Source organism: Mycobacterium sp. (assembly GCF_035570115.1).
GTDB lineage: Bacteria > Actinomycetota > Actinomycetes > Mycobacteriales > Mycobacteriaceae > Mycobacterium.
Genome location: NZ_DATMLH010000315.1, coordinates 1 through 23,425, shown reverse-complemented (window position 1 = coordinate 23,425; position 23,425 = coordinate 1). Strand labels below are relative to the sequence as shown.

22 protein-coding genes and 1 pseudogene are annotated in these 23,425 nt (G+C 65.2%); 5 read left to right on the top strand and 18 right to left on the bottom strand.

The window, feature by feature from the left end; all coding sequences use genetic code 11:
• From VNW74_RS29510 to VNW74_RS29475, 8 genes are all read right to left on the bottom strand, one after another.
• Nucleotides 1–629, bottom strand: a 629-nt coding sequence (locus tag VNW74_RS29510; RefSeq protein ID WP_325683507.1) for an SRPBCC family protein, incomplete at its 3' end; no start/stop codon positions are given.
• Nucleotides 610–2,364, bottom strand: a complete 1,755-nt coding sequence (locus VNW74_RS29505; RefSeq protein ID WP_325683505.1) for a thiamine pyrophosphate-binding protein — start codon at nucleotides 2,362–2,364, stop codon at nucleotides 610–612. The genes VNW74_RS29505 and VNW74_RS29510, both read right to left, overlap by 20 nt.
• 76 nt (nucleotides 2,365–2,440) lie before the next feature.
• Entirely contained in the window at nucleotides 2,441–3,181 is a 741-nt protein-coding gene (locus VNW74_RS29500; protein WP_325683503.1) for a hypothetical protein, read from the bottom strand.
• 383 nt (nucleotides 3,182–3,564) lie between these two features.
• Nucleotides 3,565–4,905 (bottom strand): FAD-binding oxidoreductase, encoded by a 1,341-nt coding sequence (locus VNW74_RS29495; protein ID WP_325683501.1) that lies wholly within the window; start codon nucleotides 4,903–4,905, stop codon nucleotides 3,565–3,567.
• Nucleotides 4,902–6,188 carry an NAD(P)/FAD-dependent oxidoreductase gene (locus VNW74_RS29490; protein WP_325683500.1) on the bottom strand — a complete coding sequence of 429 codons (1,287 nt, stop codon included), beginning with the start codon at nucleotides 6,186–6,188 and terminating at the stop codon, nucleotides 4,902–4,904. Before VNW74_RS29490 ends, VNW74_RS29495 begins: the two co-directional genes overlap by 4 nt.
• 147 nt (nucleotides 6,189–6,335) lie before the next feature.
• Complete coding sequence (locus VNW74_RS29485) at nucleotides 6,336–6,647, bottom strand: DUF7427 family protein (RefSeq protein ID WP_325683498.1); 312 nt, start codon at nucleotides 6,645–6,647, stop codon at nucleotides 6,336–6,338.
• Nucleotides 6,648–6,800: 153 nt separating this feature from the next.
• Nucleotides 6,801–7,940, bottom strand: coding sequence for a methyltransferase (locus tag VNW74_RS29480; protein ID WP_325683496.1), 1,140 nt, complete (start codon nucleotides 7,938–7,940; stop codon nucleotides 6,801–6,803).
• Complete coding sequence (locus tag VNW74_RS29475; protein ID WP_325683494.1) at nucleotides 7,933–9,171, bottom strand: NAD(P)/FAD-dependent oxidoreductase; 1,239 nt, start codon at nucleotides 9,169–9,171, stop codon at nucleotides 7,933–7,935. Before VNW74_RS29475 ends, VNW74_RS29480 begins: the two co-directional genes overlap by 8 nt.
• 472 nt (nucleotides 9,172–9,643) lie before the next feature.
• On the opposite strand from VNW74_RS29475, the pseudogene VNW74_RS32025 reads away from it, so the two are divergent.
• Nucleotides 9,644–9,769: pseudogene (locus VNW74_RS32025) on the top strand (BBE domain-containing protein); the annotation flags it as partial.
• A 34-nt stretch (nucleotides 9,770–9,803) separates the two neighbouring features.
• Here VNW74_RS32025 and VNW74_RS29465 read toward each other — a convergent pair.
• The 7 genes from VNW74_RS29465 to secY all read right to left on the bottom strand — a co-directional run bounded on the left by VNW74_RS29465 (nucleotide 9,804) and on the right by secY (nucleotide 16,225).
• Nucleotides 9,804–10,550: an anti-sigma factor family protein gene (locus VNW74_RS29465; RefSeq protein WP_325683492.1), complete on the bottom strand. Its 747-nt coding sequence runs from the start codon at nucleotides 10,548–10,550 to the stop codon at nucleotides 9,804–9,806.
• A gap of 70 nt (nucleotides 10,551–10,620) precedes the next feature.
• On the bottom strand, nucleotides 10,621–11,154 hold the full coding sequence (locus VNW74_RS29460; RefSeq protein WP_325683490.1) for a sigma-70 family RNA polymerase sigma factor: 534 nt from the start codon (nucleotides 11,152–11,154) through the stop codon (nucleotides 10,621–10,623).
• A gap of 82 nt (nucleotides 11,155–11,236) precedes the next feature.
• Complete coding sequence (locus VNW74_RS29455; RefSeq protein ID WP_414686821.1) at nucleotides 11,237–12,946, bottom strand: carotenoid oxygenase family protein; 1,710 nt, start codon at nucleotides 12,944–12,946, stop codon at nucleotides 11,237–11,239.
• On the bottom strand, nucleotides 12,943–13,458 hold the full coding sequence (locus tag VNW74_RS29450) for a sigma-70 family RNA polymerase sigma factor (RefSeq protein ID WP_325683509.1): 516 nt from the start codon (nucleotides 13,456–13,458) through the stop codon (nucleotides 12,943–12,945). The genes VNW74_RS29455 and VNW74_RS29450 overlap by 4 nt, the downstream gene beginning before the upstream one ends.
• Nucleotides 13,459–13,554: 96 nt before the next feature.
• Nucleotides 13,555–14,355 (bottom strand): type I methionyl aminopeptidase, encoded by an 801-nt coding sequence (map, locus tag VNW74_RS29445; RefSeq protein WP_325683488.1) that lies wholly within the window; start codon nucleotides 14,353–14,355, stop codon nucleotides 13,555–13,557.
• Between the two features lie 2 nt (nucleotides 14,356–14,357).
• Nucleotides 14,358–14,903, bottom strand: coding sequence for an adenylate kinase (locus VNW74_RS29440; protein ID WP_325683486.1), 546 nt, complete (start codon nucleotides 14,901–14,903; stop codon nucleotides 14,358–14,360).
• Complete coding sequence (gene secY, locus VNW74_RS29435) at nucleotides 14,900–16,225, bottom strand: preprotein translocase subunit SecY (protein ID WP_325683484.1); 1,326 nt, start codon at nucleotides 16,223–16,225, stop codon at nucleotides 14,900–14,902. Before secY ends, VNW74_RS29440 begins: the two co-directional genes overlap by 4 nt.
• Before the next feature lie 304 nt (nucleotides 16,226–16,529).
• Between secY and VNW74_RS29430 the strand changes: the two genes are divergently transcribed.
• Together VNW74_RS29430 and VNW74_RS29425 are read left to right on the top strand one after the other, a co-directional pair.
• Complete coding sequence (locus tag VNW74_RS29430; protein WP_325683482.1) at nucleotides 16,530–17,453, top strand: class I SAM-dependent methyltransferase; 924 nt, start codon at nucleotides 16,530–16,532, stop codon at nucleotides 17,451–17,453.
• Nucleotides 17,454–17,465: 12 nt separating this feature from the next.
• Complete coding sequence (locus tag VNW74_RS29425; protein ID WP_325683481.1) at nucleotides 17,466–18,386, top strand: class I SAM-dependent methyltransferase; 921 nt, start codon at nucleotides 17,466–17,468, stop codon at nucleotides 18,384–18,386.
• Here VNW74_RS29425 and VNW74_RS29420 read toward each other — a convergent pair.
• Nucleotides 18,378–19,718, bottom strand: a complete 1,341-nt coding sequence (locus VNW74_RS29420; RefSeq protein WP_325683479.1) for a xylulokinase — start codon at nucleotides 19,716–19,718, stop codon at nucleotides 18,378–18,380. The two genes, VNW74_RS29425 and VNW74_RS29420, sit on opposite strands and share 9 nt — an antisense overlap.
• Nucleotides 19,719–19,739: 21 nt before the next feature.
• On the opposite strand from VNW74_RS29420, the gene VNW74_RS29415 reads away from it, so the two are divergent.
• Entirely contained in the window at nucleotides 19,740–20,720 is a 981-nt protein-coding gene (locus tag VNW74_RS29415; RefSeq protein ID WP_325683477.1) for an NAD(P)-dependent oxidoreductase, read from the top strand.
• The gene (locus VNW74_RS29410) at nucleotides 20,717–21,382 is read left to right on the top strand and encodes an L-fuculose-phosphate aldolase (protein WP_325683475.1); all 666 of its coding nucleotides are present in this window, start codon (nucleotides 20,717–20,719) and stop codon (nucleotides 21,380–21,382) included. The genes VNW74_RS29415 and VNW74_RS29410 overlap by 4 nt, the downstream gene beginning before the upstream one ends.
• 133 nt (nucleotides 21,383–21,515) lie before the next feature.
• Here VNW74_RS29410 and VNW74_RS29405 read toward each other — a convergent pair whose 3' ends face one another.
• A complete protein-coding gene (locus tag VNW74_RS29405) occupies nucleotides 21,516–22,730 on the bottom strand; it encodes a zinc-binding dehydrogenase (protein ID WP_325683473.1) in 1,215 nt (404 codons plus the stop codon).
• Nucleotides 22,730–23,425, bottom strand: a 696-nt coding sequence (locus VNW74_RS29400; protein WP_325683471.1) for an SDR family NAD(P)-dependent oxidoreductase, incomplete at its 5' end; no start/stop codon positions are given. The genes VNW74_RS29405 and VNW74_RS29400, both read right to left, overlap by 1 nt.

The following is a 23,425-nucleotide window of genomic DNA, read 5'->3' as shown; positions in this document are numbered from 1 at the left end:
CGGTGGCGGTATTCGGCGATGGTCTTGAGGTTGTTCAGCTCCAGCCCATGGCCGGCACCGAACAAGTCCCAAAAGTCGCCGACCCAGCCCGTGCGCTGCGGCGGACCGGCCTCGGGATAAGGGTTGTGGTCGTAGAACGGGTGACGGCAATTGGTCCACAGCACCACCGAACCGGGCTTGCCGAGCACCACCTGCGCATCGAGTACCCGCATCAGGTAGATCATCCACAGGTGCTTGCCCTGGTCCCAGGCACAGTGGTAGTCGACGGTACGGGCCTCGGCGTTGGAAACTGTCCGGGTGTAGATCTCGGTGTCCGGAAGCAACCGGTCATAGGCCAGCCAGAGCCCGGGCTCATCGGTAGGGGTGAAGTCACGCAGCGTGTAGGTCCACTCCTCGAGGCTTCTGGTGTCCGACAGCCATTCGAACAGCTCGTCGGGCGGGCAGTCGACATAATCGTTGACCGTGCAGTACTGACCGAAGACCTCTTCGTGCGGGTACGCCGACCGCATCTTCGCCATGAACATCGGGGCGGTCTGCTCCAGCGGCGTGGTCTCGATGCGGACCACTCCCTCGATCGGCTCGGTGCTGCCGGAGTGAGTGTGAATGTCGTCAAGCGCGGGCAGGGACATGGGTGTAGTTCTCCTTTAGAGTTGTGATCTGTTGTTCGACAACCTGATTGGCAGATTGTCTGTTCAGGAATGCCGCGAATGGCGGGATCTCGTCTGCGGAGCACTCGACGGTGACCACGGACGGACCGTCGACGGCCATTGCCCGTTCCAGTGCTGCGGGTAGTGCGTCGATGTCGGCCACGTCGACCGAAGACAGCCCGGGGAACATGCCCGCCAACCCGGCCCCCAGCTGGCTGGGAGCGAACCGGTTGTAGCTGTACAGGTCGTCGTAGAACAGCTGCTCGCGGGTCACGCACATGGCGTGGGCGTTGTTGTTGAACAGTACGAAAGTCACCGGAAGTCGGTACTGCACCGCGGTGTGCACCTCCATGCCGTGCATAAAGAACGCACCGTCCCCGGCGATCACCACGGTGCGCCGGCTAGACCCGTCGTTGGCACGACCGAAAGCCATCCCGATACCGGCACCGAAGCTGTAGCCCATACCGCCCATGCCGAGCGCCACTGCGAACCGACCGTCCCGGCGAACGGGCAGGTAATGGATGGCAGCCGCGCCGGTATTGCCGGCGTCGACGACGATATCCGCCCCGTCGGGCAACACGCGATCGAGCACGTTCATGGCATCGCGGTAGCGCACCCCCGTACCGGCGAAGGCCGGCGGACTCAGTTCGGCGTCTGCCACGAAATCGGGTACGCGAAGGCCCCTTGGCCGCCCCGGCCCGGACAACGCTCGGGTCAGCATCGTCAGCGACCCTCGCAAATCTTCGGTGTGCACGTGCGTGCACGGCAGGTACGGGGGTGCCGAGCCGATCGAGAACGTCGGCACCGAGGCGAGCGCGTCGTCCAGGCCGGTGCGAGCTGTCACCGAAAGGCGGGTGCCGACGACCAGGCAGACGGCACTCTCTGCCACCGCGTCGGCCACACCGGGGTGGCCCATCACGCCGGTCACACCGAGTGCTGACGACGAACCCAAACCTGGTATACCGGCTACGTCTTTGGCGTCGGGCACACATGCCACCTGCGCGCGCAGCAGGGCCCGCAGCTCCTCGAGTTGGCCTCGGGCGTCATCGCGGGCCACCTGCTCGCCAGCGATGATCGTGACGGGTCCGTTGGCACGACGCAGAGCGCGCACGATCGGATGTGGATCACCGATGCGCGACCGCTGCGGGTCAACACCACGCCCGTTACGTTTGTCGTAGCCGTTGAGGCTCACCATCGACTGCTGAATATCCTTGGGCAACAACAGTACTGCTGGGCCGCCGGTTCGTGCCGCCGCTATAGCGTCGGGCAATGCCGAAACGATATCGGCGGGCGTCAACACCCGTCGGCAGAAGACCGATACCGCAGAAAACAGCGCCTCGGCATTCAGCGAACCGTTGCGACCACTGGTGTCTTGAAAGCTACCCCGGCCATCCATCGTGGTGGCCGTCTGACCGACCAACGCCAGCACCGGCACCCGGCTGGCCAATGATTCCCCAAGGCCGGCAACGAGGTTAAGCGCGCCCCCACCAGACGTCGCCGCCACCACACCCAAACCAGCGCCGCTGCGGCTGTACCCGTCGGCCATCGTGGCCGCGGAGAACTCGTGCTTGGCCAACACCGCGGTAATGTCCGAACGGAAATGTGCGGCATCGTAAAGATCCTCGATGTTGGCGCCGTCGACACCGAATATGTAACGGATGTCGATTCTCGCCAGGTGCTCGACGATATGGTCGACCACCCTCTGGCTCCTGGGCATCTGCTCACCTAACTTGCCGAACTTGTATGTGAGTGACACGACCTGCGGGTGACTTCGGTTCACCCGGGGGCGAAATCTACAGCGAACGCTCAAGGAGGACCTGGCCGTCGTCGGCGGAAACCACCTGCACAGAGGCGATTTGATCAACAGGTGTCGATATGCTGCCAGCGGGCGTCGCGGTATGTCCTGGGTTAGCCACCCAGGTCGCCATCCGCGTGTGGCTCCCGTCGCGACCTACCACGACCATCGCTAGCGTGTCGTGATGGGTGTTCAGCGAGGCCAGGCAGACGCAGTTCATCGAGATGAACGTTCCCCACTGCCGGCTGCTGAGCGAGACCGTCGAGGCAAGCCTGTTCGTCCCGACCTGCGCCATCGGCTGAACCGACACGCTCGCCTGCGGCGGCGTGGGCACCTGTGTCGGGTATTGGCCCGCAACGCCGACAAGTACACCGATCGCCAGCACCGCGGCTGCGGCGGCCCCAGCCGTCCAAGTCACAATGCGGGACCGGCGCCGCCGCCAGCTCACCTTGGCCAGCACGGACGGCAGCAACTCGTCAGGCAGCAACGGTGCTACGCCACTGCGGTCGTCGATCGCCGCCAACTCGTCGCGATCCAGCTGCGACAGCAGGGCCGGCATGCCGCTGAGGTCTCCAACGGCGCTGCCGCACAAGGGGCAGTCGGTCATGTGTGTTTCGAATTCCCGCCGTTCGACGGACGACAATGATCCCAGCACGTATGCGGCATCCCACATCGCGTACTCGTTATGCCCGGATAGGTCGCCGCCATGCGGCGTTTCGGGCCGCCATCGCGGCATCATCGTGTAACTCTCATCTCCCCTGGCACGTCCTGCATTTCGTAATCCCCATTTCTTGCTTGTGAGTCGCATGGCCGCACCGCATGGTGCGGGCGCGGCGTCATAGCGCCTTCTGCGATGTCGAGACCGGCGTACCATCGCGCGACGTTCGGCGGCTAGTTGTGCCGTCGCGTCAGCGATCAGTAGTCGGTGTGCGGTGCGGCTCTCGCCGATGAACTATGTTGCGGCGACGGTGAACACGTGTGCGTCGTAGAATGTCGTCATCAGCTCGGCTTCCGCACCCGGCGAACTGGTTGGCATAGGCACTGCGTTCACCTCCTTACTGGTGAAACGATCGCAGCGCCTGTTTGGTTCACATGCGACACACCGGCCACGGCCGCCAGCGGTCAGACGCCGCCCATCCAGCTGTGAAATCGACCATCCGGGTCGTAGGCCGAGCGCACCTTCTCGACACGTGCCATGTTCGGTTCGGTGATGAATCGCGCCGGACGCCGGCACAAATTCTCGTCGGCGAGCGAGATGCCGGTCGCCAAATGCGACATCGCCGCCATGTTGGACCCGGCCCAGTCGCGATACCGTTCGTCGTCGGCCGGATCCTGCCAGATGGTAAAGAGCGCCAGGTAGATCTCGTCTTCCAAGCCGTACACCATGTCCGCACGCTCCGGGGACGTCTTCCAGCCCGTGAAAATGAAGTGCGAGGGGTGCGGCGGCATGGTTTCGATGATTCTGCGAATGCCCGGCAGCAATTCTGCGGCGGAAGCGGACGTGAACATGCTGTCGGCGATGTAGCGGTGCCCCTCCGGGTAGCTGGTCATCACGGCGGTATACCAATTGGCCAAATTTGTCGGAGCATAAGGGAGGTTGACGATCGCCCTATCGATGACCGGGCAAGTACCCAGCGGGGCAAGGGCTTTCACCGCCTCTTCCTCCGAATCGGCGAATACTGGCGAGGCGATCGTGATGCCGGGTTGGTTGAGCCCGGCTCCCGGAAAGCTGCGCGCGGTGTGGATCTGCAGTTCTACCCGGTCGTCGAGTTCAGAACTGATCGAGCGCGCCCAGGTGAACACCTCGTCGGCGACCTCGATCGGGTACATGTACAGGCAGGTACCCCAAACCGCCGGACGTGGGTAAATACGCAGTTTGAAAGAAGTGACGACACCGAAGAAGCCCGGCCCCGAGCCGCGGGCTGCCCAATACAGGTCTGGATGGTTTTCGGGGTCGCAATAGATCTGTTCACCCTCGGCGGTGACGACTTCCAGTCCAAGCACACTCTCGCACGCCGGCCCGACCACCGAACTGTTCCAGCCGTATCCGCCCTGCAAAAGATAGCCACCGAGGCGAATGCCTTCACAGTGACCCGCGGGAAAGAAGAGCCCTTGCGCGTCCAGGTCGGTCGCGAAGGCGCTGGCGGATTTGCCCGGGCCGACGTTCGCGGTCATCCGATCCGGTTCGACAGTGCAGTGATCGAGGCGGCTGACGTCGAGCAGCAGGCCACCGTCGCGTAGGTGACTGGCCGCCCAGCTGCGTCCGCCCGAACATACGCCGACGTGATGTCCGTTGGCCCGCGCATAACGGATCGCTGCAACCACGTCGTCGGTGTCTTGCGCCTGCACGATTACATCGGGAAAGCGTTCCGGCAGAAGGCCATTCCAAACCGTTTCCCGACGGGCCGTTTCGTAACCGTCTGCGCCACGCAAGAAGGTCTTTTCGGTCGAAAGTAAAATCACTGTGCACCTTTGCTTCTCGTGCGCGCCATCAAAGCCTGCATCGCGATGGAGACACCGCCGTCAAACGTTCGAAACTGCCGCCCTGGTGCTCCGAGGTCCGCGGACGCACAGGCAAGTGGCGCCCGGACGGATGGACCAATCCGGTTTAGGTAGGCCGCAACCTCGGCGGCCAATGGCGTCGCGTTGACGCGGATGGCCCGGAGTGGGCCATTGGGCGGAATGCCGTATCCGAGCGCGAACATTCCGTCGCCGACGTGCGAGGCAAAGCCGCCGCGCGGGTTACCGTGCTCGTCGAGGACGCCAAGATGTCCGACCAAACCGTCGAGATCCGTGCCGAACCCGGTGGCGGCGATGATCACCTGCGGCGCAACGGACGTGCCGTCGGCGAGGATCACGCCGCGGGATTCGATCGCCTTGACGGCGCCGACGACCTCGACACGCCCGACCCGCACGACGTCGATGAGCTCGTCGGCCAGCGTCGGGATGCGACCTAGTTTTTCCACCGTAGCCTTCAGCCCGAGCGGCGGTCGCTGGAAGCCGTAGGCCGACAGGTCACCCCACATCAGGCGGTTCATGCGCGCGATCAGCGGATCGATCATGCGTGCCGGGATCCTCGAGGACAGCTCAAGGAAGATATCCGACGGAAACGGACCTATGGCCCGCCGCACGAGGTGCGGCGGTGTGCGCACCGCAAGCCAGATCCGTCGCGCGCCGTCGTTAACGAGCTGAACAGCGATGTCGGCGGCCGAATTGCCTGCGCCAACAACGAGGACGTCGCGGCCACGGTAGGGCCACGCGTTTGTGAAGTTCCCGGAGTGAACGATCTCGCCGTCGAAGCGATTGAGTCCAGGCCATGCAGGGATGGTGGGCGCGCTATAGTTGCCCGTGGCGAGGACGATTGCCGGGGTGCGGATTTCACCCGACGAAGTGTCAAGTTGCCAGACTCCCCCTCCACGGTCGACGCGATGGACTTCACATCCGAGCAGGAGCGCGATGTTCTGCCGCTGAACGTAGTGATCGAAATAGCGGACCATGTCCTCCTTGGTCGGCCAGCGGCCGGCGTTCAAGGGAATCCGTTGTCCGGGGAGGTGCGACAAGAACCCGGTCGTGTTGAGCCGGAAGTTGTCATAGCGTCCGCGCCACGAAATCGCCGGGGCCGCTGCGCGGTCCAGAACGAGCGCTTTGATGCCATGCTGATGATCGAGTTCGCGTGCGACAGCCAGACCCGCGGGCCCCGCGCCGATGACAACGGCGTCGTGGTTGTGCTGGGTCTCTTTAGTCATCCGCGATCTCCGGTCGTTTTCTTGGGTGGCCAGGACCTCGGGTCCCAGTAATTACACGATGCAGAACCGCTAGCGGTTCAGTCGGGCAGAACAGGACCGCTGCATAGAATCCCCGCCCGTTCTTCACCTAGAGCGGGCTACCGTGCTTCACGCGGCAAACTTGCGAACAACGGTCGCAGCCAGCAGGCTGTCCCGCTGTTCTGCTTTTGGGCGAAGCCAGAATTGCCGCCGCAGCAGCCGTCGATACGCGGCGAACGTCAGCGTGATCGGGTCGCACCATGGCGGTATGCCGCCGACCAGATGCAGGGCTGTCACCAAGATCATCGACGCGGTGGCAATCGGCTGAGACTTGAAGTACCGGCGGGCCGCGTTGGTCAGCTGCTCGTCATCGGTGGCGATCAGGTCGTAGGCCGCCACGCCACCGGCCAGTGCCACCCACGCTCGGTCTGAGTTGCGCATCGTCGTTACCGCCTCCTATATCTACTACGACGTCGGGCGGGGCCCGGAAGTTCACGCGTTGCGCCAAGGCGACCAGGACGGTTCCCATCGGCCTCGATGGTTTGCATACGGGGTAAGGGCTAACCCGACTTGCCAGCCTCACGGTGCTTGCAGTTACGCCGGTCGGGCCTCGACCACGCTGAGGGGTGAAGCGGTTTCCACCACACGTGTCATCTGAAATCCGGCTCGGCTGAGCAGGTCTCGGTACTCGGCCGCGGTGCGTTCGCGGGCCCCCAAGTTCAGCAGCATCTCCAAATCCACCCATTTCCCGGGGAAGTCACGGTCGTGGTCGGGGATGACTAATTCGATCAGCAGCACCGTGGCTTGGGGGCCGGCTGCGCTGCGAACGTTACGCAGGATCTGCACCGCCTCCTCGTCGGGCCAGTCGTGGATGATGTTCTTGAGGATGTAGGCGTCACCGCCGCCGGGAACGCTGTCAAAAAACGACCCCTCCACGATACCCACCCGGTCGGCGACGTTCTGCTTGCGCAACAGGTTTGGGGCGCTCGCGACGACCCGCGGCAGGTCGTACAGGACGCCCCGCGAAGCCGGCGCCCCGGCCAGGATGGCGGCCAGCAGTGGGCCGTGCCCGCCGCCGACGTCGACGATCGTGGGGTAGGCGCTGAAGTTGTAGCCAGCGACCACCGGAGCGTCCGTCAGCTCCGAAACGCTGGTCATCGTCTGGTTGAAAAGTTCGGCAAGCTCGGGCTGGTCGGCGAAGTAGTCGAAGCTCTCCTTGCCGCGCAATGCCGGGACGACCGAAATCCCGGTTCGGATTGAGTCCACCAGCAGGGTCCAGCGTTCGCGCTGCTCCCGCGACCCGTAGAACTGGGCCGCCCAAGTCATCGAGATCGGCGCGTCCGAACGCAGGGTGCGCGCAAGGGAATTCAGCTCATAGCGGCCGTCGCGGCGATGACGGAAGATGCCTCGGCCGATCAACGCCCGCAGCAGCCGGCGTAGCGCGTCCGTGTCCGCGTCCACCCGGGCCGCCAATTCGTCGATCGGCAGCGGGCCGTTGGCGAGGGCATCGGCGACGCCGAGTTGGGCCGCCACGGTGATCGCCTGCGACGTCCAGGTGGCAACGATCATTTCCATCATTGCTGCCGGCGCGGGTGTCAGCCGTTGATGGAGCCGATACAGGTGGTGGCGAATCCACTCGACAATGCGGGCCAGCTTGGCGGGTGGCACCTTGGTGGTCGTTGATACCGCCGCACCTTCAGGGCTCGTGCGGGGCGACTTGTTCAATTTATTCATTGGCATGGACAAGATGGGTGGTTGTCGCGGCCGCGAGTTCTCGACTGATTTCCGCGGACAACCGGCGGTGACTTACCGAACGCAGAAACCTTGTCAGTGCCCAGGTCATGAACCGGTCCGAGATCATCGCCACCGGTCTCAGCACGGACTCACTGCGGGACACTTGCTGCGTGGTCACCCAGGACACGGCCTTGACCTTGCGTCGCCTGGTGTTCTCGTACCAGCGCAGGGCGCCGGAGAGATCACCGTTACTGCCGTTCACGCCGTTCCGGAAGCCTGACAGCGCCTTGCACAACACCATTGTGTCGAGGAGCGCCTGATTGGTCCCTTGCGCAAGGGTAGGCGGCATCGTGTGTGCGGCATCGCCGAGCAACGTCACCGCGCCCTGGCCCGAGCGGGGGATCGGATGCCGAAAATGCGGGAACGGCGACCGGGCCAGATCCTCGTCGGTCAATGTCGCGAGTACTCGATCGACCGACTCGGACCATCCTTTGAAATTGGAACGGATCATGTCGATCGGACGTCCCGGTCTGACGAAGTCGGGCGACCATGGCAAATCGAACCACCACTGCACATCCGAACCTCCAGCCGGCCACAGGCCCAGGCTTCCGTGCGCGCCGATAATCATTTGCGCGACATGCTTGTCGGCGACGTGTGGCAGGGTGACCAGTCCCTGCCAGCTGCACCAGCCGGTCGGCTCCGCGGATTGCGCGCCGACGACGTCTCGAACCATTGAGTGCAGGCCATCCGCACCGATCAACAAATCTCCTTCGGTCCAGCTGCCGTCGTCGAACTCGAGCCGAACTCCGTCTTGCGTACTGACGACCCCGACGGCACGGGCATTGCACCAGATGCGATCGGTCGGAAAGCCCTCCAACAGTCGTTCCAGCAGGACCCGACGTGGGACCATCCGAACCGGTGCCCCGAGCCGGTCCACGATCGCCGTCAGGTCCAAAGTGGCGACCGGGCGACCCGTGGACGTCATGACCCGCAGGGTGGACAACAGCTGACCGGCCCCATCCATATCGACCCCCAGCTGCCCCAGAACGGTCGCGCCATTGGGCCAGATGGTTACGGCGCCCCCACCTGCCGTCACATCCGGCCGCCGTTCGAAGACGGTGACGTCATGTCCGTCGCGCAACAATCCCCGAGCAATGGAAATGCCACCCACACCGGCGCCGACAACGAGGATCCGAAGCGACCGAGTCGGTCGACCTTTCGGCACTGGCATCAGCTCCGAGGAACGCCTCAATTGACGGCTCACTTCAGTCCTCTGCGTGGCGTTCGTAAGCCCATTGCTCAAGTCGCGCTTGCAACTTCAGCAGGCCAAGTCCAGCGAACGACATGCCCACCGAAAAGTAGACCATCAGCAACGGATTCATCTCAAACCTCCTACTAGTACCACGCAGGACGTCGACGAGAAGTTCACCGCGATAGACAATGTGGCGTCGCCGGATTCGAGCGGCGGTCGACTGCACCTCGGCGGCTGAGCAGATAGGCCCGAACCAGTCGCAATGCCAAACCCGGTCTCCGTCGAACCCGTTGCTGCGTAAGTTCTTTCAGTGCCAGGGCGTGCTGGCCCCACGTAGCTGACCGCGGACCGTACAGATAGGGTCTACGGTTTGGAGGGGCGAGATCTACCTGGCGCTCTTCACTGGGTGGCGCGATCCGGCTGACGATCAACGCGATTGCGATTGGACCCAGCCGACGAGAATCTGACCAGACGTCCGGCGAAGTTCATCACCGATCCGAACATGGCGCGCCTAGATCAGGTGCGCGCCGCCTACGACCCGGCTAGCCTGTTTCACAGTTGGATGGCCCGCGGGTAGTCCACCGAGTCGAATCCTATTGTCCGACCGGGATTTACAGCGAGCGCTCGAGTAGTACGTGGCCGTTGTCGGCGGAAACCACTTGCACCGCCGCGATCTGGCCGACCGGCGTCGAGATGCTGCCGCCGGGCGTCGCGGTATGGCCGGGGTCGGCTACCCAGGTCGCCAGCTGGGTGTGGGTGCCGTCGCGGTTCACGACCACCATCGCCAGCCTGTCGTGGTGGGCGTACACCGGCGCCAGGCAGACGCACCGCAGGTCGATTACGGTGCCCCAGTTTTGGCTGCTGAACGACACCGTGGAGGCCAGCTCCTTCGTTCCAATCTGGGCCATCGGCAGCGCCGACACGCTCGCCTGCGGCGGCGCAGACGTCGGGGAATGGTTCGCAACGCCGACGAACACACCGATCGCCAGCACAGCGGCAGCGGCGGCCGAAGCTGACCACGTCATCACGCGCGAGCGGTGCCGCTGCCGGCGGACTGCGAACAGCAACGACGGCAGTAAGTCCGGAGCCGTCGCCAGGGGCTCGGCGGTTTGGTCGGCCACGTTGATCGCAGCCACCGTGTCGCTATCGAGCTTCGACAGTAGGGCCGGCATGCCGCTGAGTTCGGCGACGGCCTCCCTGCACAACGGGCACACGCTCAGGTGCGCCTCGAACTCAAGTCGATCGGACGGTGACAACGATCCGAGCACGTAGGCGGCATCCCACATTGCGTACTCGTGGCTGTCGCCGGTGGGCAAGCCGCTGTCGCCGGGCGGGCCGAGACCTCGGATCACCTTCATCGTGTCCCTCCATCTGCTGCCATAAACGAGTATTCGAAGCCGACGGCCTTCTGGATGGCCCGGAGAATCGTCATCGGGTCACCCCCATCTCCTGCAGAGTGAGTCGCATTGCGCGCATGGCATAGTGTAGTCGCGATTTCACGGTGCCTTCGGCGATATCAAGATCGGCGGCGATCTGCGCGGTGGTCCAGCCCCGGTAGTAGGACCGCTCGACAACGGCTCGATGATCAGCCGACATTTGGGCCATGGCGTCGGCGATCAGCATCCGGTCCAGCGCCGCGTCGACTTCGTCGGGAGCCGGTTGCTCGGGTGCCCCTTCTTCGTCCAGCGAACCACCGAAATTGCGGAACCGTGGGCTGCGTCGCTCGTCGATGATCATGTTGCGGGCGACGGTGAACATCCACGCACGCGGCGAGCGCTCGCTGTCGGTCATGACCTCTGGATGCTGCCATGCCCGCAACAGGGTCTCCTGGACCACGTCTTCGGCCCGGGCCGCGTCGTTGGTCAACCGAAGCGCATAACGCCACAAAGCTCCGGCGTGCTCGTCGTAGAGCGCCTTCATCAAAGCGGCCTCGCTGTTAGATGCGCTGGTAGCCCGACTCACTCGATCACCTCCTGATACTGATAGTGATACGAGCTAGGCGTCGTTCCAGTTCACCGCGGCGGCACTCCCGCAGGTCAGGCATTTAGTCGGGGATCCAGTTGCCGTGGAATCCGTGCGGGACCCGGCGGGGCAGGCGGACGCGAGCCACCGGGTCGCCCTCGAAGTCCGAAGCATCGATGATGACCAGGTCACTGCCGTCGGTTACCGGGTCGTAGACGTAAGTCAGATACCAGCCGGCGAGCTCGTCGGACTCCCCGACGGCCGGCGCGAACACCGCCTCACCTGGCGCACTCGGCGCTCCAAGGCTGCCGCGGGCTGCGAAGCGGTGCTCGGAGGCGGTATCACGCTGCAGGTCATAGCGGACTAGCGCGCCGCTACCGACGGCCACGGAATAACGGGCGGCCGCGCCGGCCAGCCGGTCGTCTACGCGCGGGAACTCCACACCGCGGTCGTCGAGTTGGCTCTCCTGCACCATTCCGGTGTCCAGGTTGATGCTCCAGCGCCACAACTCGGCATCGGTCCCGAACTCGCTGCTGTCGCGCCACATCTCCGGATAGCGGAGGACTTCCAGCACAACCGAGTTCCCCTCGTCATAGGAGTTGGCGACGTGGAAGACGAAGCACGGGTCGACGTCGAACCACTGCAACCGGCCATCGGGGTCGTCGCGGCGCAGCACGCCCAGGCGGGCCTGGTGCTGGTCGTCCCATCGGTACGGTAAATCCCGCTCGTTTTGCTGCGTGAGCGCAAGGCTCAGGTTGAACAGCAGCGGCAGGTCCATGAACACCACGTGGTCTGCGGTCAGCGCGAAGTCGTGCATCAACGTCAGCGCGGGCACGTCGATAGGACGATTGATTGTCAACTGGCCGTCGGCGTCAGCGCGGTGGTAGATCACATGGGGTTCGAAGATGTTGCCACTCCCGAAGAAATGCATTTCGCCGGTAGCCGGGCAGATCTTCGGGTGCGCGGTCATCGAGTCCATCAACTTGCCGCCGAAGTCATAGGCGCCCAATGTTTCCAGGTCGTTGCTGATTTCGTAGGGCAGCGAGAATTCCATCAGCGCAAGGGTTTTGCCGGCGTGGCGGACGACATGGGTATTGGCGATGCTGGAGTGCAAATTTCGGCTGCCGTCATCGTTGTAGTTCGGAAAGGGACGCTCGAAGCTTTCGGTGCGCACCCAGCGGTTGCGGTACCAGGCGGCGCGGCCGTTCTCCAACCGAACTCCGTGGACCATGCCGTCACCCACGCACCAGTGGCCCGCGCCTGAGCGCGGGTTTGGGCCGTTGCGCAGGTACCAGCCGTTGAGTTCGGCGGGGATGCAGCCTTGCACCGGTAGATCGAAGGCCGTCAGTTCGTCGTGGACGGGAGCGTAGTTGCCGGTGCGAAAGACCGGGAAGACGGTCTGCGGATCCACGGTCGTTGCCGCCATCAGCGCCGGTCGCGGTTCCACCGGCTCCGACGCAACGGCCAACCGCTGGTCCGCCCTCGCCAGCAGCGACGTCATCAGGTCAGGGCACGGCGGCGCGGCGGCCGACCCGTCGGCGAAGTCGGGCGCAACAACGTGGTCGTAGTCGAGCAGCGACAGCAGCGGTGAGACGGTGGTCAGCTCGGCGACGGCCTGGCGACACGAGGCGCAGCCAACCAGGTGCGTCTCGAATTCTTGCCGGTCGGCGTCTGCTAGTGAGCCCAACACATACGCCGCGTCCCACATCGCGTAGTCGTGCTCGCCGTCGAGCATGTCGGGGCTGTCGGGTTCATGGCCGCGGGGTAGTTCCCCGTCCCGAGAATCCGTCATTGCGTCACCCCCATCTCAAACAAAGCCTGGCGCAGGGCTCGTAATGCGTAATGCAGCCGCGACTTCACCGTGCCTTCGGCAATCCCGAGGTCGGCGGCGATCTGCGCGGTGGTCCAGCCCTGATAGTACGAGCGGCCGACCACCGCCCGGTGGTCTGCGGACAGCTGCGCCATCGCGTCCCCGACCAGCGCCCGATTCAACGCCCCACTCACCTCGTCGGGACCGGCCGGTTCCGGCGGGCCTGAGCCGTCGAACGACATCACCTCGTTGCGGAATCGCGCGCTGCGGCGCTCGTCGATGACCATGTTCCGGGCAACGGTGAAAAGCCAGCCGCGTGGGGACTGCCCGTTGTTCAGGACGTGCGGGTGTTGCCACGCCCGCAGCAAGGTCTCCTGCACCACGTCCTCGGCACGGGCGGGATCACCGGTCAACCGCCACACGTAGCGCCACAAAGCGGCGGCGTGTTCATCCCACAGCCGCTTGATAGCGTTCGCATCGCCGGTTTCCGGTATCTAAATCACCAGCCTCCCGCTGATGACACGGTTCAAGTGTCCGTTCGGTTCACTGCGGGGTTCACAGCGCGCCCGTCCGGCGCCGAGCCTGCGAAGCTAGCCGAGGGTCAGAATGCGTGGCCCGTCATCGGTGGCCGCGACGGTGTGCTCCCAGTGTGCAGCACGCGAACCGTCGGCGGTAGTGACCGTCCACTGGTCATCGAGCACGACCGTCTTGCCGGTTCCCAACGTCAGCATTGGCTCGATGGCCAGCACCGATCCGTGGGCCAGCAGCGGACCGCGTCCTGGAGCGCCCTCGTTGGGCAGAAACGGATCCATGTGCATCTGCCTGCCGATGCCGTGTCCGCCGTAGCCCTCGACAATGCCGAACGCCCGCCCGTAGCGGGCCTCGGCCGCGTGGGTAGCGGTTTCGATGGCGTGTGATACGTCGGTCAGGCGGTTTCCGGGAACCATGGCGGCGATTCCGGCCTCCATCGATTCCCTGGTCGCCTGCGACAGCACTTCGTCGGCCGGGATGAGCGGGCCGACGCCGAAGGTGATCGCGGCGTCTCCGTGCCAACCGTCCAGGATTGCGCCACAGTCGACGGACACCAAGTCACCGGAGGCGAGTGTCTCGCCGCCAGACGGGATGCCATGCACTACGCGGTCGTTGACCGATGCGCAGATGGACGCCGGGTAGCCGTGGTAGCCCAGGAATGACGGCGTCGCACCCGCCTCGCGGATCACCGATTCGGCGATCTCGTCGAGATGGTGCGTCGACGCCCCCGGCACTGCGGCCGCACGCACCGCCGCCAGCGCGGCGGCGACCACGGCGCCCGCCGCTGCCATCGCGTCGAGTTCGTCGGCGTTGCGCTGCGGCACGACCTTGCGACTGCGCAGGCCCCCCAGGGCGATCACAGTTACTTTCCCAGGGCTCGCAGCGCGCGGGCGAAAACTTCGTCGACGGTGCCGACCGCGTCGACGGTTCTCAGCTCGCGGCGGTAGTACTCCAGCAACGGCGCGGTTTCGTCGCGGTAGACGTTCATCCGATTGAGGATGACCTCGTCGGTATCGTCGGCGCGGCCGCGGGACCTGAGCCGCTCGAGCAACTCGTCTTCGGGCACGCGAAACTCCACTACCGCATCCAGCTGGGTCCCTCGTCGCTCGAGCATGTCGTGCAGCGCTTGGGCCTGCGGCACCGAGCGTGGGTATCCGTCCAGAATGAAACCGTCGGCGGTATCTGGCTCGGTCAGACGGTCGTCGACGAGTTCGTTGGTCAGTTCGGAGGGCACCAGATCACCGGCGTCCAGGTAGCGCTTGGCCTCCAGACCCAGCTTGGTGCCGGTGCTGATGTTGTGTCTGAAGAGCTCGCCAGTGGACAGGTGCGGTATCTGGAGTTTCTCCGCCAACTTCTCGGCCTGCGTGCCCTTACCCGCTCCGGGGGGGCCGAGCAACACAACTCTCATTTGAGGAACCCTTCGTAGTTGCGCTGCATGAGCTGACTCTCAATCTGTTTGACCGTATCCAAGCCGACGCCGATCGCGATCAGCACCGCGGTGCCACCGAACGGTAGGTTCTGCACCGTTCCCGTGCTGCCGATCTTGAGGAACAGATTAGGCAGCACCGCGATGACGCCGAGGTAAATCGAACCCGGCAGCGTGATCCTGCCGAGCACATAACGCAGGTAGTCGGCGGTCGGCTTGCCCGGCCGGATGCCCGGGATAAATCCACCGAACTTCTTCATTTCGTCGGCACGTTCGTCGGGGTTGAACGTGATCGAGACGTAGAAATACGTGAAGAAGATGATCAGACCGAAATAGATGCCGATATACACCGGGCTGGCCGGGTTTGACAGGTAGTTGGCGACGAATTTGTCCCACCAGCTGTTGCCCGAGCCGCCGGTGCCGCTGCGGATCAGCTGGGTGATCAGATGCGGAATGTAGATCAGCGAGGAGGCGAAAATGACCGGGATAACACCGGCCTGGTTGACCTTCAGCGGCAGGTACGTCGAGGTGCCGCCGTACATGCGCCGGCCCACCATACGCTTGGCGTACTGCACCGGGATCCGGCGCTGACCCTGCTCGACGAACACCACGCCGATGACGATGATCAGCGCTGCCACACAGACCAAGGCGAACGTCACCCCGCCGCGGCTGTCCAGGATGCTTTTGCCTTCACCGGGGATGCGGGCGGCGATGCCCGCGAAGATCAGCAGCGACATGCCGTTGCCGATGCCGCGTTCGGTGATCAGCTCGCCCATCCACATCACCAGTGCTGCGCCGGCGGTCATCACCAGCACGATGACGACCAGGGTGAAGATGCTCTGGTTGGCGATGATGTCCAGGCTGCAGCCCTGCAGCAGACCGCCGTTGGCGGCCAGCGCCACGATGCTGGTGGCTTGCAGGATGGCCAGCGCGATCGCCAGATAACGGGTGTACTGCGTCATCTTGACCTGGCCGGATTGGCCTTCTTTGCGCAGTTCCTCGAACCTCGGGATGACCACGGTGAGCAGCTGCACGATGATGCTCGCGGTGATGTAGGGCATCACCCCGACCGCGAACACGGTCAGCTGCAATAGCGCACCGCCGGAAAACAGATTGATCAGCGAGTAGATCTGGGCAGCTTCGCCGCCGCTGACCTGCGCGATGCACTTCTGCACATTCGGGTAGTTCACACCGGGCGACGGCACGGTCGCACCCACCCGGTAAAGCACGACAATGCCCAGCGTGAACAGGATCTTCCGCCTCAGGTCGACTGTTCGCAGCGATGAGATGAAAGCCGAAAGCACTCTTCCTCCTGTGCAGCCGGTCTCTGGTCGCGGCATGCCAACGGGGCTGGTCTGACCAGCGTCGGATGGTCCTGCGTCACGCGCCGAGCAATGGCAGGCCAGGAGCTGTCCAGGCGCGTGTCAGACAGTCTACGAGACTAACAGCGCGGGTAACGCTTCCCCGCAAAAGGGTGGCCTCCCCGGACGATCCCGCACTACTAGCACACTCATAGCTTGCGCATAGCAACACGGCGTAGATTCCTCAGTATTCTTTACCTTGGCTAAGTATGAAGAGGCTCGGCTCCGAGCTGAAGGAGGAGTAAACATGCCGCGCAGCGACACCGATACCTGGGACTTGGCATCCAGCGTGGGCGCTACTGCGACCATGGTCGCCGCCGCCCGGGCGGTGGCCACCGAGGACGCCAACCCGATCATCGACGACCCGTTCGCCGCCCCGCTGGTGCGGGCGGTCGGGATCGATTTCTTCACCCGCGTGGTCGATGGACAGGTCACTCCCGCCGACGTCGGCGAGACCGGCAATGCGGAATTGCAAACAGAAACCGACTCGCTGGCGGTGCGCACCCGCTTTTTCGATGAATTCTTTCTCAACGCGGCCGCGGCGGGGATCGGTCAGGCCGTGATTCTGGCCGCTGGCCTGGACGCCAGGGCGTACCGGCTGGCATGGCCGCCCGGCACCGTTGTCTATGAAATCGACCAGCCCAAGGTCGTCGAGTTCAAAACCGCGACCATGGCGCGGCTGGGCGCCGAACCGACGACCGAACGGCGCACGGTCAGCATCGACTTGCGCGAAGACTGGCCCACCGCATTGCGCGAGAGCGGTTTCGACGACACCAAACCGTCGGCCTGGAGCGCCGAGGGACTGCTGATGTACCTGCCGCCGGAAGCGCAGGATCGTCTCTTCGACCACATCACCGCGCTCAGCGCTCCCGGCAGTCAACTGGCCACCGAATATCACCCCGATACCGGTCCGACGATGGCCGAGCGCGGCCAGGCAATGAACGATCGGTGGGCCAATATGGGCTGTGACGTTGATTTGTCGGGGCTGTTCTACGAGGGCGAGCGCAACAATGTCGCGGAGTATCTCGGCGACCGCGGTTGGCAGGTGGTCGCCCGGGCACGACGGGAGCTCTTCAGCGAATACGGTCGGCCCTTTCCCACCGACGAGGCACTGGCCGCGTTCCGCAACATCGTCTCCGTCATCGCAACCGCAACTGGCTCGCAAAAATAAGGGAGGGTAAGCATGTCCGCAAACGACACCAGACGACATGACGGCGACAGCTGGGATCTGGCATCCAGCGTGGGAGCCACCGCCACCGCGGTAGCCGCCCGGCGGGCGATGGCGTCGAAGGGCCCGAATCCCCTACTCGACGATCCCTTCGCCGAACCACTGGTCAACGCGGTCGGGGTGGACGCCTTCATCAGAATGATGAACGGCGAAATCGAGGTCGCCGAAGACGATCCCGCATTCACCCCGCGCCGGCTGGCCGAGGGCATGGCGGTCCGGACCCGGTTCTTCGACAGCTTCTTCGCCGACGCCGCCGCGGCGGGCGTGCGTCAGGCCGTCATTCTTGCCGCCGGGCTGGACACTCGCGCCTACCGGCTGCCATGGCCGCCCGGGACCACGGTGTACGAAATCGACCAGCCCCAGGTGATCGAATTCAAGACCCGCACGCTGGCCGATTTGGGTGCGGCTCCGTCCGCCGATCGCAGGGCGGTGGCCATCGACCTGCGCGATGACTGGCCGCAAGCGTTGCAGGACAACGGATTTGATACTCAGCACCCGACGGCGTGGATCGCCGAAGGACTGTTGGGCTACCTGCCGCCGGACGCGCAGGATCGGTTGTTCGACAACATCACGGCGCTCAGTTCGGCCGGCAGCAGAATCGGCACCGGCTACGTCCCGGACATCAGTGGTCGCATCGCCAATCGGGGCAAAGAGATCAGCGAGCGCTGGCGCCGCCTCGGGCTGAACATGAATTGGGCCGAGCTGGTCTACGACGGCGAGCGTAACGACGTCGCGCAGTACCTGACCGAACGCGGCTGGCGGACCACCGTGCGCACTACACCGGAGCTGTACGCCGACAACGGTTTCGACTTCCCCGAGGGCCCGACGATGGTCGCCTTCGGTGACATCCGCTACCTTTCCGCAGAGCTACCGTAGAACTTCGGTCAGTTCCAGAAACCGGCCGTAGCGGTCCTCCATCGGGCCCGTCCAGGCCGGATCGGGTTGGACGATGCGCTCGACGGCGGCCCATCGGGCGGCGTCGATGATCGACGATTCTCGGCCTACCGCCATCCGGCTGAGGAAAGCCGCACCCAGCGCCGCTCCCTCGGCCACCCCGGACACTTCCACCGGTCGGCCGGTGGCATCGGCGATGGCCCGCAGCCACGGCTCGACTCGAGTACCGCCGCCGGCGGCCACAATTCGCGAGACTTTCGCCCCACTCAGCTCGATGAGCTGGCGGACGACGAAGCCCGACGCCTCGTAGGCTGCCCGCCGCAGCGTTGCCGCGTCGTGGGTGAGATCCAGGCCGTCGAGCAGCCCGCGACGGTCGGGATCGTGAAAGGGCGTGCGTTCGCCGCGTAGGTAGGGCGACCACACCGGCACTCGCCGCGGATCCGCCGCCACCGGGTCGCCCGGTCCCAGGACACGGTCGACCCAGCCGAGAAACAGCCCGCCGGCATTGCTCGCCCCGCCGATCTGACTCTTTCCGGTCATGTGCGGGATGGTCCACAGGCCCGGCACCTGCCTCGCCTCGGGGATTGTGACCCAGACAATCAAGGTGGTGCCGCACAGCACCAGCACGTCGCCGTCGTCGTCGGCACCGGCCACCATCTGCTCGCACACGGCGTCGATGGCACCGACGGCCAGCACGGCGCCGGTCGCGCGCAGCCGCCCGGCGGTGACACCCGGTGCTTCGACCCGCGGCATCCGGTCGACCGTCACACCGCGCTCCGCGCAGGCGTCGACGTTCCAGCCGTTGCCGTCGAACAGCGGTGACGCGGTGTAGGCGGTGGGAAAGTCGACGACGGCCTCGCCGGCCAGCGCGTAATTGGCCACCGCCGGTGCAGGCCAGTAGCCGGCCGCAGCGGGGGCTTGGGTTGCCGTCCAGCGCAGGAATTCGGCGGCCTCGCCCACCGGGAACGGGCCGGCGCCGCCTGGGCTGTCCGTGCCGGCAGCCCGCCCCCGACTGTCCCCGTACAGCAGCCCCGGCGTGATCGGATGGCCGCCGGAATCGACGGCGGTCAGCGACGGCACCATCGCGGAAACGGCCACCGCCAGCGCATCCGGCCGCGCCAATCGCTCCAGCGCCGCCAGCGGACCCAGCCGCCACGCCTCATCGGCGTTGTGCTCCAACCGGTCCGGGGTAGGCACTCGCAACTCGTGGGGGATTCGTGCCCGCGCGACCACCCGACCCTCTTCGTCGGCGGCCACCGCTTTGACGGCGGTGGTGCCGATGTCGATGCCGATTGTGACCTCTTCGCGTGACACGGGCGTCACCGTACGCCAGCATTGGCAGTCGTGACGCGTGCTTTGGTGACCGCCCCGTTGCGTGGCGAGGGGTTCGAGAAGTTGCGACAGCTGGCGGATGTGGTCTACGACCCGTGGATCGAGCAGATCCCGCTGCGTATTTACACCGCCGAGCAACTGGCTCAACGGATCACCGACGAAACCGCCGATGTCGTTGTCGTGGAGAGCGATTCGATCAGCGGGCCGGTGTTCGAATTGGGATTACGGGCCATCGCCTCCACCCGAGGGGACCCCAACAATGTCGACGTCGCGGGTGCGACCGCGGCCGGGATTCCGGTGCTGCATACCCCCGGCCGCAACGCGGACGCGGTCGCGGAGATGACGCTCGCCCTGCTTTTCGCCGCCACCCGCCAGGTGCTGGGTGCCGACGCCGACGTGCGGGCCGGAGAGGTCTTCCGCGACGGCAGCATCCCGTATCAGCGCTTCCGCGGGTGGGAACTCGCCGGCCAAACAGCAGGGCTGATCGGCCTGGGCGCCGTCGGGCGGGCAGTGCAGTGGCGGATGGCCGGGCTCGGAATGCGGGTCATCGCCTATGACCCGTACAACGACGAGGCTCGGCACGGCCTCGACGAACTGCTCGCCGAGGCCGACATCGTCTCGCTGCACGCGCCCGTCACCGCCGACACCACCGGGCTGATCGGCGCCAGCCAGTTCGCGGCCATGCGCGACGGCGTGGTGTTCCTCAACACCGCCAGGGCGCAGCTGCACGACACCGACGCGTTGGTCGAGGCGCTGCGCAGCGGCAAGGTGTCCGCCGCGGGTCTGGATCACTTCGTCGGGGAATGGCTGCCGACCGATCACCCGTTGGTTGCGATGCCCAATGTGGTGCTCACGCCCCACATCGGCGGAGCCACGTGGAACACTGAAGCGCGGCAGGCACAGATGGTGGCCGACGATCTGGAAGCCCTGCTGGCCGGCAAGATGCCCGCCCATATCGTCAACCCGGAGGTGTTAGGACCATGACATCCGTGAGATCCGTGGTCAACCCGGAGGCCGCGGTGTTGGCAGCGGCCAAAGACATGCTGCGCCGCGGGCTGGTCGAGGGAACGGCGGGCAACATCTCGGCCCGGCGAGAGGACGGCAACCTCGTCATCACCCCGTCGTCGGTCGATTACTCCGACATGACGCTCGAGGACTTGGTGGTGGTCGATCCGGACGGCGGCGTGCTGCACGCCGCCGAGGGCCGATCACCATCGACGGAGATGAAGTTGCACCTGGCCTGTTATCAGGCATTCGACGACATCGGCAGCGTCATCCATAGTCATCCGGTGTGGGCCACCATGTTCGCCATCGCACAGCAGCCGATTCCAGCGTGCATTGATGAATTCGCCATCTATTGCGGCGGCGACATCCGCTGCGCCGACTACGCCGCGTCGGCCACACCCGAGGTGGGCAGCAACGCGGTAAAGGCGCTGGAAGGACGGGCCGCCGCCTTGATCGCCAACCACGGCCTGGTGGCGGTGGGTCCGCGGCCCGACAAGGTACTACACGTCACCGCCCTGGTCGAGCGCACCGCTCAAATCGTCTGGGGTGCAAGGGCCCTGGGCGGCCCGGTACCTATCCCTGAAGACGTGAACGCCAACTTTGCCGGCGTCTACACGTATCTGCGCGCCAACCCGATGTAGTTGCGTCAGCAAGCCTTGGCGTCGAGTGTGAATCTGTGGCGTCGAGTGTGCGTGTACGGCGGAATTTCGCCGACTTTCCCGCCCTGATTGCACAGTCAAGGCCGTCAATTCACACGCGATTTCCGCGCGGCTTCTAGCGCTGGTCGAAGGCGACCTTCACTGCGCCGCTTTCGCCCTGGTTGGCGATCGACAGGAAGGCATCCCGCCATTCCTCGAGCCGGAAGGTGTGAGTCAGCATGGGACGCAGATTAATTCGGCCGTCGACAACCAGGTCGAGGTAGTGCGCGATAGCGTGCTTGCGCTGGCCGTCAACCTCCTCGAACCCGAACGCATTGCTGCCGACCCAGCTGATCTCCTTGAAGTACAACGGACTCCACTCCCACCGGCCGGGTGCGTGCACGCCGGCCTTGACCAGCGTCCCCCGCGAGGTCAGGACCCGCACCCCGACTTCGAACGTTTCCGGCTTTCCGACTGTGTCGTAGACGACGTCGACGGCGCCGGGGTGTGCCATCGGCAAACCTTGCAGTGGCTGCCACAGCCGGCCGCCGCCCCAACTCACCAGCTCTTCGATCACGGCCAGCCGGGGCTCGTGGGCCAGCACGATCGCGGCGCCGAACCGGTGAGCGAGCTGCGCCTGGGCATCGAACCGGGCCACTACCGCGACCGCCACGTCCGGGTAGAGGGTGCGCAGGATCGCCACCGCGCACAATCCCAGGGAGCCGGCGCCGTAGACCAAAACCCGGCCCGATCTCGGCGGTGGGTGGCGGGTGATGGCGTGCAGCGACACCGAAAACGGATCGGCGAATACGGCTAACTCGTCGGGTACCGATTCGGGCACCGCGAACAGCATGCTGTCGTGGGCCGGCATCAACTCGGCGTAGCCACCGGTCACGTCGGCCGACACCCCGGTGTGGATCCCGGGTTTGATGTCGCCCTCGCAAAAACTCCAGCACAGGCTGTAATCGCCGCGCTGGCAAGCTGGGCAGAGCGGCTCGACGCCCCGCGGCGCGCAGGACAGCCACGGGTTGAGCACGACGCGCTGACCCACCTCGAGGTCCCGAACCTTCGGCCCTACCTGCACCACGTCGGCGACCACCTCGTGGCCCATGACTTGAGGAAACGAGCAGAACGGCGCCATCGCGTTATCGGCGTCACCCTCGCCGAAGTCAAGCAAGATCTGCTTGGAGTCCGAGCCGCAGATACCGGTCAGCCGGGGCCGGGTGATCACCCAATCATCGTGCAGCAGTGGAGGATCCGCGACTTGCTGCAGCGCAACCGGGCTGTGCGTCAATGCGTCGTCGGGCCCATCCGACGACTCGGGCGGTACGCCGAACACCAGCGCACGCATCAGGGTGCCTTGGCGGAAAGGGCAGTGGCCGCGCCGGCGATGTAGGCGTCGAGGTCAGCGTCTTTGGCGTCGACGACCGCCTTCATGTCCGGCAGGCAATGCTCGAAACGGTCGCTGCCCAGCGCCGCGATGATGCCGTCGGCCACCTCGGCGGCCGGCACCTTGGGCCCCTGGTAGAGGGGTTCCTCGCTGCCCGGCTGATCCCAGATCTCGGTGTCGACGGGCCCCGGCTCGATCAGCTTCACACAGACGCCGGTGCCGTGCAGGTCGACGGCCATCGACTCGCTCCAGCCGCAGAGCGCAAACTTGCTGGCGGAGTAGGCAGCCTCGTGGATGATTCCCAGCCGGCCACCCACGCTGGACACGTTGACGATGACGCCGTGCCCGCGGTCCAGCATCCGGGGCAAGATGGCCAACGTCAGCCGCATCGGGGCGAAGAAGTTGACCCGCATGATCGCCTCGACGTCGGCCGGATCCAGCAGCTCGACCACACGACGCTTCGGCGTCGCGGCGTTGTTGACCAGAACGTCGATGCCGCCCAGGTCGTCCCAGGCTCGCAACCCGAACCGGTCGACCGCGGCGGTATCGCCCAGATCGAGCACCCACATCGTCGACTCCGGCGAGGTTTCTTGGCAGTCGGTCAGCACCTCCGCCAGGCGCTCCGAGCGGCGGGCGACCAACCCCACCACCGCGCC

Excerpts from the sequence above, each read along its gene's own strand:
- VNW74_RS29505 (WP_325683505.1), bottom strand. The coding sequence starts at position 2,364 with ATGCCCAGGAGCCAGAGGGTGGTCGACCATATCGTCGAGCACCTGGCG.
- VNW74_RS29500 (WP_325683503.1), bottom strand. The coding sequence starts at position 3,181 with ATGATGCCGCGATGGCGGCCCGAAACGCCGCATGGCGGCGACCTATCC.
- VNW74_RS29490 (WP_325683500.1), bottom strand. The coding sequence starts at position 6,188 with ATGACTAAAGAGACCCAGCACAACCACGACGCCGTTGTCATCGGCGCG.
- VNW74_RS29485 (WP_325683498.1), bottom strand. The coding sequence starts at position 6,647 with ATGCGCAACTCAGACCGAGCGTGGGTGGCACTGGCCGGTGGCGTGGCG.
- VNW74_RS29480 (WP_325683496.1), bottom strand. The coding sequence starts at position 7,940 with ATGAATAAATTGAACAAGTCGCCCCGCACGAGCCCTGAAGGTGCGGCG.
- VNW74_RS29475 (WP_325683494.1), bottom strand. The coding sequence starts at position 9,171 with ATGCCAGTGCCGAAAGGTCGACCGACTCGGTCGCTTCGGATCCTCGTT.
- VNW74_RS29465 (WP_325683492.1), bottom strand. The coding sequence starts at position 10,550 with ATGAAGGTGATCCGAGGTCTCGGCCCGCCCGGCGACAGCGGCTTGCCC.
- VNW74_RS29455 (WP_414686821.1), bottom strand. The coding sequence starts at position 12,946 with ATGACGGATTCTCGGGACGGGGAACTACCCCGCGGCCATGAACCCGAC.
- VNW74_RS29440 (WP_325683486.1), bottom strand. The coding sequence starts at position 14,903 with ATGAGAGTTGTGTTGCTCGGCCCCCCCGGAGCGGGTAAGGGCACGCAG.
- VNW74_RS29430 (WP_325683482.1), top strand. The coding sequence starts at position 16,530 with ATGCCGCGCAGCGACACCGATACCTGGGACTTGGCATCCAGCGTGGGC.
- VNW74_RS29425 (WP_325683481.1), top strand. The coding sequence starts at position 17,466 with ATGTCCGCAAACGACACCAGACGACATGACGGCGACAGCTGGGATCTG.
- VNW74_RS29410 (WP_325683475.1), top strand. The coding sequence starts at position 20,717 with ATGACATCCGTGAGATCCGTGGTCAACCCGGAGGCCGCGGTGTTGGCA.
- VNW74_RS29405 (WP_325683473.1), bottom strand. The coding sequence starts at position 22,730 with ATGCGTGCGCTGGTGTTCGGCGTACCGCCCGAGTCGTCGGATGGGCCC.